Source organism: Hydrogenispora ethanolica (assembly GCF_004340685.1).
Classification (GTDB): Bacteria; Bacillota; UBA4882; order UBA8346; family UBA8346; genus Hydrogenispora; species Hydrogenispora ethanolica.
In genome coordinates this window covers 25,495-38,082 of the sequence record NZ_SLUN01000020.1, presented here as the reverse complement: position 1 = coordinate 38,082, position 12,588 = coordinate 25,495, and the positions used below count along the sequence as shown (strand labels likewise).

Genomic DNA, 12,588 nt, shown 5'->3' with positions numbered 1-12,588 from the left:
CCGGGCTGACATATAATTCATGAAGATGTTTTTATATGATGGCAGTTATTTAGCTTTTTACCGGGATGGAAGCGCGATAGCTAGGATGAAATAAATTTCTTATTCCCAAGGCCGAATGCAAAACAATCAAGCCGGGGAAACAGGCAATGAAAATGCGACGGAGGTACAAAATTGGCATTTCAACAGACGATTGCTGATGAGATTGTCATCGAGGGGCGGGCGCTGCACTGCGGGGCCGAGGTTCGGATGCGTTTGACGCCCTTGCCGGCTGACTCCGGAGTATGGTTCGGCCGGACCGATCTGCCAGGACAGCCTCGTGTGAAAGCGGATATCCATGCGCTGGTGGATACCACCAAAAATACCACCATCGGCAAGGATGGCTGGAAGATCGGGACGATCGAACACTTAATGGCCGTCTTTCATGGCTTGGGCATCGATAATGTGCTGGTGGAAGTCGACGGTGAAGAGATTCCGGCGGGAGACAACAGTGGCTTATTCTTTGTCGAAAAAATACTGAAGGCCGGTTTAACCGCGCAAGCGGCACTTCGCCGTTACACGCGCATTAAGGAGCCGGTATGGGTGGAAGGAACCGTCATGCGTCAGGGTGAGCCTTCCAAAGCGATGCTGATCGGATTGCCGGCCGCGCCGGAGCAAGAGCAGTTAGCCATCAGCTTTACCTTCACCTCCGACCATCCGGTAACCGGCAACCAATACTTGCAATATGTGCTGAATCCGGAGAGCTTTGTCACGGAGATCGCTCCGGCCCGGACCATCGCCTTTATGAAGGAGATCGAATATCTCCGGAGCCGGGGTCTGGCTTTGGGCGGCGATTTCAACAGCGCGGTAATCGTGGGCGAGGACGGTTATGTCAATGAACTGCGTTTTCCCGATGAGATCGTGCGCCATAAAATTCTGGATATCTTGGGGGATCTGTACCTTTTAGGTCCGCTCGCCGGACAATTGGTCGCAATCCGTTCCGGTCACGCACTGGATTCGGAGTTGGCGAAGAAGATCGCCGCCATTTCGGCCCCGACCCCGGTCGCGGCCAGATAAAGAGGAGGAATTTTCGAGATGGATATCAATGAGATCAAAAAAATGTTGCCGCACCGCTATCCTTTTTTATTGGTCGACCGGGTCCTGGAGATTGAACCCAAGCAACGGATCGTGGCCCTCAAAAATGTCACGGCCAATGAGGAGTTTTTTAACGGCCATTTTCCGGCCAAACCGGTCATGCCCGGGGTGCTGATCATCGAAGCTCTGGCGCAGTCTGCGGGAATACTGATGCTGTCCCAAGAGGAACACAAGGGCAAGATCCCTTATTTCACCGGGATAGACAATGCGCGGTTCCGCAAGACGATCGTCCCCGGCGACCAAATTATTATGGAAATTGAAGTCATCCGCCTTAAAGGCAGTGTCGGCAAAGTGCATGCCGTGGCCAGGGTGGACAATCAGGTGGCGACCGAAGCCGATCTGATGTTTGTGGTCGGCGAATAAATTTATAGATTCATGGCATATTGGAGAGAATAAGAAAGATTTTATGGGAATAATCACGTTATTTGCTTAAAAAACGTCGTAAATGCCTGTCCAATCTTGATACATATCTCCAGATTATATTAATAATTTTACTTCTTAGTTCTGGGGGCAATTATGATAGGGGGCTCATTCATGACAATGAAACTCGTCGAATCGAAAGTGGTGGCAATCCGCGAAATCCACGAAACCGCCATTGTCCATCCGGGTGCGGTTATCGGACGCAATGTAGTTATCGGCCCCTATGCCATTATTGGAGAAAATGTTGTGATTGGCGATAATTGTATTATCGGACCCAATGTGGTCATTGAAGGCTGGACGACAATTGGCGAGGGAAACCGATTTTATCACGGCGGCAGCATCGGCTGCGAACCACAGGATTTAAAATTCAAAGGTGAAAAAAGTTTTCTGGTCATCGGCGATAACAATATTTTCCGGGAAAATGTCACGATCAGCCGCGGTACCGAGGGCGGGGGACTGGAAACCCGCATCGGCAGCAATAGTTTGTTCATGGCCTATTCCCATGTCGCTCACGACTGTCAGGTCGGCAACCACGTAATCATCGGTAACTGTTCGGCTTTGGCCGGGCATGTTGTGGTGGAAGATCGGGCGATTATCAGCGGCTTGACCGGAGTCCATCAATTCACCAAAGTCGGCAAGATGGCCATGATCGGCGCTTGTTCGAAGATCGTGAAGGACATTCCTCCGTTTGTGCTGGTGGATGGAAATCCCGCCAAAGTATCCGGCATTAATGTAGTCGGTTTGCGTCGGAATGGGATCGTTTCCGAAGTGCGGGATGAGATCAAAAAAGCCTATCGGATCCTCTACCGGTCCAGCTTGACGATTAGCCGGGCCATTGAACAGATGGAGCAAGAACTCCAGGGCAGCCAGGAGATCGATCATTTCATCCGTTTCCTGCGCAATGCCGAACGGGGTATTTTAAGGTAAGTTCTCGGGAAACTAAGGTTGATAAAAGACTAGACGATCGTCTAGTCTTTTTGCCATTTCTACTACCCTTTTCATTTGAAATAAAATTTTCGTTTTTTATGTAGATAGAAAATTTTTTCGTTGGATACTGAGAGACGGGAGTGTTGATGATGAATCGACAAGCTGGAGTAGGACTCGTCGCGGGGCGCGGCCGGCTGCCATTTGATGCTTTGCAAGAGATTAAGAGCCGCGGCTATCGCGCGGTGGTAGTGGGCCTGGCGGGAGAGGTCGACCCGGAAATCGCTCAAAAAGCCGATGATTTCCAACTGCTTCCCGCCGGAAAGTTGGGCTCAATTATCGAGACTTTCCATCGCCAAGCGGTGAAGGAAGTGGTTTTTGCCGGAAAGGTCGGAAAAGAAGCGTTGTTTCAAGGGGGATTTGATCCGTTATGCCAAGCGCTGCTGGCGTCGCTTCCTCAAAAAAACGATGACGCGGTTCTGCTTGCCATTGTGGAGGCTTTTGAAAAGCAGGGAATTCATGTTGCCAAGCAAACCGATTATCTTCGCCATTTGCTGGCTCCGGCGGGGATGCGGCTCGGCGAGATTTCTGCCGTGGAAAACGGCGATTTGCAACTGGGATTTCGAATGGCAAAGGTCAGTGGGGAACTGGACATTGGACAAAGCGTTATAGTAAAGAACGGGGTTGTATTGGCCGTGGAGGCCATTGAAGGAACCGATCAGGCGATATTGCGCGGTGGTACACTGGGCGGGCCTGGCGCGGTTGTGGTAAAGGTAAGCAAACCCAAACAGGATGAACGTTTTGATGTGCCGACGGTTGGCCTTTCGACCCTTCAATCCATGATAACAGCTCGGGCTGGGGTTTTGGGGATTGAAGCCGCCAAGACGTTGATTGTAGCGAAAGAGGAGTTTTTGGACCTCGCTGCCCGGCATGGGCTCAAAATCGTGGCGTTATAATTAGATGATAGCCGGCGCAATCACGGTTTCAGCGATTTCCAGCATTGTCAGCTTCTATGCTGTTTTCCATTGAAAATACGGCGGCTTTCCTTGATCTTACGGCTTTTGGAGCAGGATTTATTGGTCCGTTTCGCGAAGAATATTTGAAGAATATTTTGAGGATATGTTTCCCGGTCAGAAAGGGAGAAAACGGTGGAGCTAAGGAAACGATGGTTGACGATTCTTATGGTTGTGGTATTTGGCATCGCCCTGATCATCTCCGGAGTTGCTATGTTTCAAGCGTCCCACCAAAATCAGAGCAAGCCCGGGGAACGAGAGAAACCGGCCGAGGTTCTCGATGAATTGACCGGTATCAATGTTAAAGTTCCCGGTTCCGAAAAAGACAGTTACTGGGATTTGACTGTCTCCAAAATGGCCAAGGATCAGACCACCGCCCGATTGGAAGGCATTCGCGGCGATTATGTCCTCAATAAGCAAGCGAGTTATCATCTTACTGCGCAGACCGGTATGATCGATTGGCGGACCCGGACCATGGAATTAAGTGGTGAAGTTCGGTTTTGGACCGCTGACGGCAAAGAGTTGACGGCGGAGCGGATCCGCTGGGATCAGGCCCAGGGCCGGATCATTGCCGAACACCGGGTGCGTCTGAAAGGTCCGGGCCTATCGCTTGATGCGTCAAAACTTGACGCAAGTCTTGACCTCGATCAAGTGCGTTTTTCGGGAACGACCAAGGTAACATACCGGAGGTAATCAGATGCGACATTGGCGAAAACTACTATGGGTGCTTGTTTTGATTCCGAGTCTGGCTTGGGCGGCCGCGCCGATGGAACTGGTGGCGCCAGCCGGCGGTGAAATGGACTTGAAACGCAACACCATGCAGTATTACGGAACCGAAACCCAGCCGGTGACGGTTCGTTGGAATAATTCGGTGTTGGAAGCGAAGTATCTGGAATACGACCGCAATCAGGAGGTTGTCACCGGAAAACAGTCGGTTCAGCTGATACAGACCAATCCGAATCGGACCATGCACTGCGAGGTCATTGTGGTCGAGATGAAAAAGGACCGTCTGGTGGCAATGAATCATGTTGCTTTGAAATACGATGAGAACACCTCATTCACCGGTGAACGTCTCGAATGGGATCGAGCCAACGATGTTGTCGTGATGACTGGAAAACCGGAGCTGGATTACAAAGAATGGCAGCTCACCGGGGAGCGCATGGAGGGACAAGTTGTCCGGGGCACATTGACCATTACGGGTTCCGCTCAGATTCAGGGGAATGAAACGATCGCCCGAGCCGGAAAAATACTTTTTAACCGGGATGAGAACAAAGTGGTTTTGCAGCAAAATCCGGTAGTGGTGCGCGGCAATAGTGAATTAACCGCCACGGAGATCATTTACGACTTAACCACCAAAAAGATAACGGCGAACGGCGGTGTACAGTCCCGTATCAACAAAGAGAGCCGCTGAGGTTGGAATAGGTCTGGTACATAGCCGCAAACAGTTTGAAATCAAAAACCGGATTGCGGCATCAAAATACAATGCATAAGTTCTTTTTAACTGCGCAACACCTTGGTTGCCTTTTTCCGACTGCGGTTGGGGACTGGTACAATATCGATGTCCAACAAGTTTTCGAACGGGGAGAATAGGATGCCGATTATCGTTGAAGGATTAGTAAAGCAATATCAGCGCCGGCAAGTGGTCAGCGGTGTATCGTTGGAAGTGAACGCCGGTGAAGTCGTTGGACTCTTGGGACCCAACGGTGCGGGAAAGACGACCACTTTTTATATGATAGTCGGATTGGAACGTTGTAATGCCGGGAGCATCCGGATCGATGATCATGACGTCACGACGTTACCGATGCATAGCCGTGCCAGATATGGCGTGAGTTATCTGGCGCAAGAGGCTTCGATTTTTCGAAAACTCACCGTTCAGGATAATATCATGGCCATTTTGGAATTGACGAATCTGACTAAATCGGAACGCCAGGAACGATGTGAGCAACTAATGTCTGAATTTGGTCTTACGGGCTTGCGGAAGAGTTTCGGCTATATGCTCTCGGGAGGAGAACGCCGGCGGGCGGAGATCGCCAGGGCGTTAGCCATGAACCCGGACTATATCTTGTTGGATGAGCCATTTACTGGCGTGGATCCAATTGCGGTCGCCGATATCCAGGATATCATCAATCGGCTTCGCAATAGAGGAATGGGGATTTTAATCACCGATCACAGTGTTCGGGAAACTTTGGCCATCACCGACCGCGCCTACATTATGTATGCCGGCCAGATCTTAACTTCAGGAAGTTCCGAACAGATCGCCAACGACGAGAACGCCCGCAAGTTTTACTTGGGTGATCGTTTTAATATGTAACGCAGCGCATTGCAGATGACGAAACGTTTTCGACTGTCCACACGGGGAGGCAGCGTATGAAGATCCTTACCAAATACGTGATGAAAGAGATTTTGGGTCCGATGTTATTTGGCTTTTTTGCCTTTACAAGCATCTTTGGCGGGGTTATCTTTTTAGGCTTGTTGCGGGACGCCGAACGATATCATTTGACCGTCTTCTACATCATTAAGCTTCTGGCTTTACGGATGCCGGAGTATATGATGCAAGCGGCGCCAATCGCGGTGTTGTTGGGAGCGCTGCTCGGACTGGGCAATCTGACCAGTCACAGCGAAACCATCGCTATGCGGGCTGGCGGCTTGACCTATGGAAAATTGGCTTATCCGGTGATTTTAATCGGATTGGCGGTTAGTATCGGCGGCGTTTTGTTGAACGAGTATGTCGTTCCGAATGCCTTGCGCACGTACGATCAGCTCAAGAATAACGCGTCCAAGGAAGTAACCAAAACCATTCGCCATTTCTACAAAGATTTCTACGATGGCGATAGTTTAAAAAAGTTAATCTATGCCGACCGTTATGAACCGAAAACCAAGGAGCTCTTCGGCGTCGCCATCCAAGAGTTTCATCAGGGTTCTCTGACCCGGACCATCGAAGCCAGTAAACTTTATTGGAAGGATCAGAACTGGTTTTTTAATAATGGCCGGATTTATGAGTACTTGCCGGACAATTTTTATCCCATCGTTGTGAAGGAAGGCCGGGTAAAATACGATCTCAGCCTGACTCCATCGGAGATCGAACAATTGAAAGAAGATCCCGAAAACAAGAGTATTTCCGAGTTGAGTCGGTATATTAAACGTTTTGCCCCTCAACAGGGTAGCGAAAAACGCGGCTTATTGGTTGACCTGCATATGAAGTTTTCGATTCCCTTGGCCAGTCTAATCCTGGCGCTATTGGGAACACCACTGGCATTACGGCCGCAACGCCGTTCCAATGCAGCTGGCTTTGGACTTTGCATTATTTTTATATTAGTTTGGTATATTTTCATGGGAATCGGCACTTTTATGGCGCGTAGCGGCGCGATTCCACCCTTTTTGGGAGCTTGGCTGCCGAATCTGGTTTTAGCCGGCTATGGATTGGTAATTACTCGTACCGTGAAGAGTTGAACGGGAGTGAAATCATGTTCGGTCTGGAGATTATCGCGGCAGTGGTCATATTTGGCGGCCTCCTGGCTTTATTAGGAGACCGGGTCGGCATGAAGGTCGGCAAAAAAAGGCTCAGTATGTTTGGGTTGCGTCCCAAATATACTTCGATGATTATCACGGTTTTAACGGGTTTTTTCATCGCCGGTTTGACGTTGCTAATTCTGACGCTGATGTCTGATTATGTCCGCAAGGCGCTTTTTGAGTTGAAGACGATCGAACAGAATCTTCAGGTAACGACGAAAAAAGTACAAACCTTAACTGACCAGATTCAATTGAAAGAGCAAGAATACCGGGATTTGACATTAAGAAATGATGAGTTGCATCGTAATTTGCAGATTGTTGTTAAGCAGCGCAAACAAGTAGAACGACAATTGGAGAGCACTCAGGAGCAGTATCAGCATGCCGCGGTGACGCTGCAAGAGGTAAAATCCAATCTCTCCAGCACCAAGGAAGAACTGGAGTTGGCCCAAAATCGCATGGCCAACCTGACGAAAATTAATAACGACTTGAAGGACCAAATGTCCAATTTGACACTTCAAGAAGCACGCTTAAATCAGCAGATTCAGAACCTGGAAGGTTGGCTGAAGAGTTTGGAAGACCAAAACCGGAACTATTTGGATAAACCGATCATTTTTTATGTAGGCGAAATCCTAGTGGCCAAAGTCGTAAATCCGGGTATCCATGCCGATCGAATCTATGCGGAAGCGATTGAGCCTTTACTCAAGGAGGCCAACGAAGTCGCCTTGAAACGGGGAGCCCAAATCCCCGGCAAATCAAATTACGCTTTGCGGGTTGCTCCGAAAAGACTAGCGGAGGTAACTACCCAAGTGGCTGGACTGAGTGTAAAGTCCATCGTACGGGTAGTCGTTGAGAAAAATTCGGTTTCCAGTGAGCCAGTGACGGTAACGCTAGAAGTCTACCCCGATCAAGTCGTCTTCGCGGCAGGTGAAGCAATCGCGAATGCGACGTTATCCAGCAATTCGAATGAATCGGAATTACGGGATCAGTTATTAAGCTTGTTAATTTTGGCAAATAATAAAGCTATCGAAAAAGGAATTATTACCGAAGGGCAGAATTTAAGAAATGTAGTCTCGATTTCGGAGATTGCCGCCACCATAAAAGCCATTCGAGAACAGAAGTCAACGAATGTTAACGTTTCGGTTGCGGCAACCCAGGATATTAGGCGGATCGACCAGTTTAAGATCAAGTTCGAGATCCGAAAATAAGGTAAACGTGCCCAGGTTTTAGCGTTAAAGAGTAGATGAGATAGTGGAGATAAAGGAGTGTCGGTTATCAAATCCGTCATTTTAGCCATTGACCCCGGTCGTCAAAAATGCGGTTTGGCTGTGGTGGATGATGAGGCGAGGGTTTTGTATAAAACTATCATTCAATCCGCTACATTAGCAGATGAAATTCATAAAATCTTAAATCAGTATCCGGTATCGGTAATTGTTTTGGGGGATCGAACGACGAGTCGGCAAGCTTTTCAATTATTAAAACCATTTGGCCTGGAAATTCAGTGGGTGGATGAAGATCGCTCAAGTATCGAAGGGCGCCAGCGTTATTTGCGGGAAAATACCAAAGGCTTAGCCCGTTTACTGCCCATTGGATTGCGGGTCCCGGACCGGCCATTCGATGATTATGTCGCAGTCATTCTAGCCGAGAGATTCTTATCCAGATATGGCAAATGAGATAACAGGATTCATGGATAGAGCCCCAATCAATGGGAAGAGGGAGCAAGTGTGGCTTGTCTGGTTCCATTATTCTTTAATGGAGATGGAGTTATCATGATTCATTCGCGATTTATGAATTTGATCTGGGCCGTCATTCTGTTTATCGTTCTTTCGGGAACGGGAAGTGCTGATAGCGCGGTGGTACTGATACCACCGGGCAGTTGGATTTATGCGGAGATGTCGACTTTAGTCAAGGCCGGTTATATCGACAATTATCCGGAGGCTTGGGTGAAATCCGGCAATACTTTATCCCGTTTCGAAATGGCCTACTACATAAAACGACTCTTAACCAAACAGTTAGAAAACATATCGGCCGAGAATCTTTCAAAATTACCCGGCCCGGCCGCCGAATCATTACAGCGACTAATCGCTGAATTTGAGAGGGAATTGGTTGATTTGGGTTTGAAAATTACGGATATCGACAATATCAGCCCTCAATTGGCAAAACCGAAGGCGGAATCCGAAGGCTATATGGACTTGGACCTTTTACTGACCGACGCCCCTACGACTTCGCCTAACGAATCTTATTATTATTACGGACAGTATTATTGGGAGCTGGAACAAAAATCATTTTTATTTATTCCGAATGCTTATTTACAGGCAGAAGATCTTGGATTATTGGAAAGTGAGCTGGATGGGGTGAATGTGGTTTATCAACCGTCATTCACTACTGAACGATCTTTTTTAGTCGTAAAGGGAAGCCTTCCTGCTATGGAAGACGGATCGGTCTCCGGATATTACCTGTTTCCGTTAAAAATGAAAAACGTCTCCGGAATCGTAGATCGCGCGTCCAACACGGCGTTTAATAATCAAGTATTGGTTATGCTCGATGAGGTAAACCAGATTCATCAAATTGAACGGTTATGGCGCTTTCCCGGTCCATTGTCCCTTACCGGGTACCGGCGCTTGGATACCAATTTTAACGCCAAGCCGTTCCTCGGGAACTTAAATCAAGGTTTAAAGGTCGGCGGTCTTTTGATATATACCAGCAATCCGTCAGGGAAAACCAATATTAATCCCAATCATTTCGGATTCCCATTTTACAATCCTCACACCGTCGATCTGGACAATATCAATCGCAATGAATTACAGGCGTTGCAGATTAAGATTGACGGATCATTTCCCATATCGTCGCAGGCTTCGGTCTATGGCGGACTCGATTTCTTGTACCGGGACGTCAATTTGGGATTTGAGAGTTTCCGGCCATCCGACGCCAAAGCCAGCGCCGGAGTGCAGTATCAATTCAATGACTATTTAACGGTTTTGGCTTACCAATCGTTCGTCAATTCGCAACCGAAGAACGAAATGTTAAGTACAACTTCCATTGGTGTCGAGTACAACAAATGGATGACGTTGTGGCTGGCTTATCAATATTTGAATTTTGATGAAGATCCTACGATTACCGGTGCGTTATCTATCCGGTTTTAGAGAAGCTATATGATAAAGCCTTTTTAGCGGTTTATCATAGTCCTTTCAGGAGGTACTCCGTGCGCCGAGCAATATGGAACTTATTGGGAATTGTGTTATTGATCGTTTTTTTGGTTCCGGTGGTTCAGGCGGAAGAAGCGACTCAGAATATTCAAAATCCAATGGGTTGGATGAATCAGCTGGAAGAGATGACTTTAGGTACTGTTCAACCTGGGAGTTTGTTGGAACGTTTAGACCAGTTTGAGATGCTGGTGACCGGTAAAAGACGGGATGCCAGCTTGGTGGAGCGTTTGACTCGCTTGGATACGGTCATCCTGACCAATCAGCCTCAGGACATTTCATTGTTATACAAGACACAAGCCTTGGAATGGGCTTTATTCAAAGAAGTTAAATCGGGTCCGCTGAAAAGCCGTCTCGAACAAATGGAACAGCTTTTGTTTGGTCGAATCTATGCCGGTCCGCTGACTAAACGTTTGGAAAAGTTGGTCAATCAGATTTATCCGGGCGGAGTAGTCCGGGGAAGGTGGGTCAGTATTCCGGAGGGTCTTTTGATTCGAGTGCGGATGTTGAATGAACTCAATTCCAAGCAGAATCATTCGGGGGATTCTTTCCAATATGAAGCGGCTGAGACGGTTATGTATAACCAGGCTATCGTTTTCCCGAAAGGTATGCGAAGCGTAGGGCTGCTGCGAGAGATCAAACGTCCGGGCAACTTGGGGCGAGATGCCGTATTAAAAGTCGATTTTCAAAAACTCCGCGCTTTGGACGGCACTCCGGTGGCAGCAGATTATGGTGCCAAGGCCTCGGAGATGAACAGTTCCCACACCCGGGCGGTTGGCATCAGCACCGCCGGAATGATGGCATTTGGACCAGGTGGCATTCTTTTCGGTATGGTGATCAAGGGCAAGGAGAAAGTTATTCCGGAGGGTTCCGAGTTTTATATTCAAGTCGCTGAGCCCGCTCGAATTTATACACTCATTGATGACCGGAGGTAGAAGAAAATACAACGTATAAAACTTATTTGGGGATTATTTGGTTTCCTCTGTGGGATATTGCTCGGATGGACGGCTACGCCGGTGTGGGCAGCCTCCGATGAAATTCAGATTGAAGCTGTTGGACAATTGGATTATGACTTTGATTCCAACATCACCACAGCTACCAACAAAGTACGAATGGTAAGTGGCAATATGTCGGTTGAAGCCGACTCTTTGGTTTATAATGGCAACACTGGAGTTGCCAATGCTACCGGCCATGTTCGCTTAACCAACGGGGAAACAGTGATCACTGCAAACCGACTGGTCTATAACAATATGGACGGGCAGGCGGAAGCCTCCGGAACGGTAACTTTGCATACTAAACAGGGAGATTTTCAAACTGAAACCATCGTCTACAATTCCCGGACTTCCGCCGGTCGAATTGCCCAATTTACCGGAAGAGTGCCCGGAGAGGAGCGGGATTACCTAATTACTGGGCAATCGGCTACTACTGATCAAGTTGCTACTGAAGTTTCGGGCGCAACTTTGACCCGTTGCCCATTACCTCATCCGGAGTACCAATTATCGGCGAAGCGAATTCGGGTGGATGACCAGAAAGTGCGTTTGGAAAAGGTAGTGTTGAAGGTTAAAGGGATCCCGGTATTTTATTTTCCGAGTCTCACCTTGAACCGGAATGAAAAGAATTTACCTCGTTTTGGCTTGAATTATGATAAGGATGACGGGATGAAACTGAATTACGAGTATTCCAACCCCCGTTCTGAAAATTGGGAATGGCGCTTTCGGGGTGAGTTGACCACTCAAGGGGACTCCAAGTTGGATGCCGGTTTTCAGAATTTTTGGGGTCCTTTCACCCATCAAATGGATTTGGAATACAACACTGCCGGTTATTTTACGTTAATGGACCAGATGAAGTACGAGACCCAAACTTATATATTCACGATCGACGGAGCCCGGGATTTTTCCGGTCAAGGGACGCAGAAGTGGGGTCTGTCGGCAACTCGAAAGTATTGGCAGACGGAATTTGGCCGGTGGCAGGTGGGTTTGCTGGCGCGGAGCATCAGGACGTCCGAGACGGGTCAGACGATCGAAGGAACCTACGGCGGATACCGGGTGGATTTTAATCCGGCGCCGAATATGACCTTTAGTCTGCTTCATTTGGCGGATTTGAATTCTACTTCCCAGAATCAGTGGGTATATCTAGAAGATAATTATTTGCGCCAGGACTACGATTATCAGTTAGGTGATAATTTCATCTATGATCTGAGCTTTCCGCTGAATAGCCGGTACCGGTTCGGAATGGATGGAGTATATAATTTCAATCATTTCGGAACTGAAAAAGAAGGCTGGATCCGGCAAGTATATAGTATTTCTCACGAGACTTGCTGTTTATCTACCTCCTTGGGCTGGAACGTCGCTGACCATTCTCTGGAAATGCGGTGGCGTATGAGATTCTAA

Annotated in this window: 13 protein-coding genes; all 13 read left to right on the top strand. The window is 48.2% G+C overall.

Annotation, left to right across the window (positions count from 1 at the left end; all coding sequences use genetic code 11):
- Nucleotides 1-171: 171 nt before the first annotated feature.
- The 13 genes from lpxC to EDC14_RS15685 all read left to right on the top strand — a co-directional run bounded on the left by lpxC (nucleotide 172) and on the right by EDC14_RS15685 (nucleotide 12,588).
- Complete coding sequence (lpxC, locus tag EDC14_RS15745) at nucleotides 172-1,053, top strand: UDP-3-O-acyl-N-acetylglucosamine deacetylase (RefSeq protein ID WP_132015270.1); 882 nt, start codon at nucleotides 172-174, stop codon at nucleotides 1,051-1,053.
- A gap of 18 nt (nucleotides 1,054-1,071) precedes the next feature.
- On the top strand, nucleotides 1,072-1,494 hold the full coding sequence (fabZ, locus tag EDC14_RS15740) for a 3-hydroxyacyl-ACP dehydratase FabZ (RefSeq protein ID WP_132015269.1): 423 nt from the start codon (nucleotides 1,072-1,074) through the stop codon (nucleotides 1,492-1,494).
- Between the two features lie 171 nt (nucleotides 1,495-1,665).
- The gene (gene lpxA, locus EDC14_RS15735; protein ID WP_243662951.1) at nucleotides 1,666-2,478 is read left to right on the top strand and encodes an acyl-ACP--UDP-N-acetylglucosamine O-acyltransferase; all 813 of its coding nucleotides are present in this window, start codon (nucleotides 1,666-1,668) and stop codon (nucleotides 2,476-2,478) included.
- A 146-nt stretch (nucleotides 2,479-2,624) separates the two neighbouring features.
- The gene (locus EDC14_RS15730) at nucleotides 2,625-3,431 is read left to right on the top strand and encodes an LpxI family protein (protein ID WP_243662957.1); all 807 of its coding nucleotides are present in this window, start codon (nucleotides 2,625-2,627) and stop codon (nucleotides 3,429-3,431) included.
- A 213-nt stretch (nucleotides 3,432-3,644) separates the two neighbouring features.
- A complete protein-coding gene (gene lptC, locus EDC14_RS15725; protein WP_165908059.1) occupies nucleotides 3,645-4,181 on the top strand; it encodes an LPS export ABC transporter periplasmic protein LptC in 537 nt (178 codons plus the stop codon).
- A gap of 4 nt (nucleotides 4,182-4,185) precedes the next feature.
- The gene (locus tag EDC14_RS15720; protein ID WP_132015266.1) at nucleotides 4,186-4,899 is read left to right on the top strand and encodes an LptA/OstA family protein; all 714 of its coding nucleotides are present in this window, start codon (nucleotides 4,186-4,188) and stop codon (nucleotides 4,897-4,899) included.
- A 180-nt stretch (nucleotides 4,900-5,079) separates the two neighbouring features.
- Nucleotides 5,080-5,799, top strand: coding sequence for an LPS export ABC transporter ATP-binding protein (gene lptB, locus EDC14_RS15715; protein WP_132015265.1), 720 nt, complete (start codon nucleotides 5,080-5,082; stop codon nucleotides 5,797-5,799).
- Nucleotides 5,800-5,855: 56 nt separating this feature from the next.
- Entirely contained in the window at nucleotides 5,856-6,938 is a 1,083-nt protein-coding gene (locus EDC14_RS15710) for an LptF/LptG family permease (protein WP_132015264.1), read from the top strand.
- A 14-nt stretch (nucleotides 6,939-6,952) separates the two neighbouring features.
- Nucleotides 6,953-8,203 carry a DUF3084 domain-containing protein gene (locus tag EDC14_RS15705; RefSeq protein WP_132015263.1) on the top strand — a complete coding sequence of 417 codons (1,251 nt, stop codon included), beginning with the start codon at nucleotides 6,953-6,955 and terminating at the stop codon, nucleotides 8,201-8,203.
- A 57-nt stretch (nucleotides 8,204-8,260) separates the two neighbouring features.
- Entirely contained in the window at nucleotides 8,261-8,668 is a 408-nt protein-coding gene (gene ruvX / locus EDC14_RS15700) for a Holliday junction resolvase RuvX (RefSeq protein ID WP_132015262.1), read from the top strand.
- 51 nt (nucleotides 8,669-8,719) lie between these two features.
- Nucleotides 8,720-10,138 carry a hypothetical protein gene (locus EDC14_RS15695; protein ID WP_132015261.1) on the top strand — a complete coding sequence of 473 codons (1,419 nt, stop codon included), beginning with the start codon at nucleotides 8,720-8,722 and terminating at the stop codon, nucleotides 10,136-10,138.
- Nucleotides 10,139-10,197: 59 nt separating this feature from the next.
- Nucleotides 10,198-11,133 (top strand): hypothetical protein, encoded by a 936-nt coding sequence (locus EDC14_RS15690; RefSeq protein ID WP_132015260.1) that lies wholly within the window; start codon nucleotides 10,198-10,200, stop codon nucleotides 11,131-11,133.
- 81 nt (nucleotides 11,134-11,214) lie between these two features.
- Nucleotides 11,215-12,588 carry an OstA-like protein gene (locus EDC14_RS15685; RefSeq protein ID WP_132015259.1) on the top strand — a complete coding sequence of 458 codons (1,374 nt, stop codon included), beginning with the start codon at nucleotides 11,215-11,217 and terminating at the stop codon, nucleotides 12,586-12,588.

Excerpts from the sequence above, each read along its gene's own strand:
- fabZ (WP_132015269.1), top strand. The coding sequence starts at position 1,072 with ATGGATATCAATGAGATCAAAAAAATGTTGCCGCACCGCTATCCTTTT.
- lpxA (WP_243662951.1), top strand. The coding sequence starts at position 1,666 with ATGACAATGAAACTCGTCGAATCGAAAGTGGTGGCAATCCGCGAAATC.
- EDC14_RS15730 (WP_243662957.1), top strand. The coding sequence starts at position 2,625 with ATGATGAATCGACAAGCTGGAGTAGGACTCGTCGCGGGGCGCGGCCGG.
- EDC14_RS15720 (WP_132015266.1), top strand. The coding sequence starts at position 4,186 with ATGCGACATTGGCGAAAACTACTATGGGTGCTTGTTTTGATTCCGAGT.
- lptB (WP_132015265.1), top strand. The coding sequence starts at position 5,080 with ATGCCGATTATCGTTGAAGGATTAGTAAAGCAATATCAGCGCCGGCAA.
- EDC14_RS15710 (WP_132015264.1), top strand. The coding sequence starts at position 5,856 with ATGAAGATCCTTACCAAATACGTGATGAAAGAGATTTTGGGTCCGATG.
- EDC14_RS15705 (WP_132015263.1), top strand. The coding sequence starts at position 6,953 with ATGTTCGGTCTGGAGATTATCGCGGCAGTGGTCATATTTGGCGGCCTC.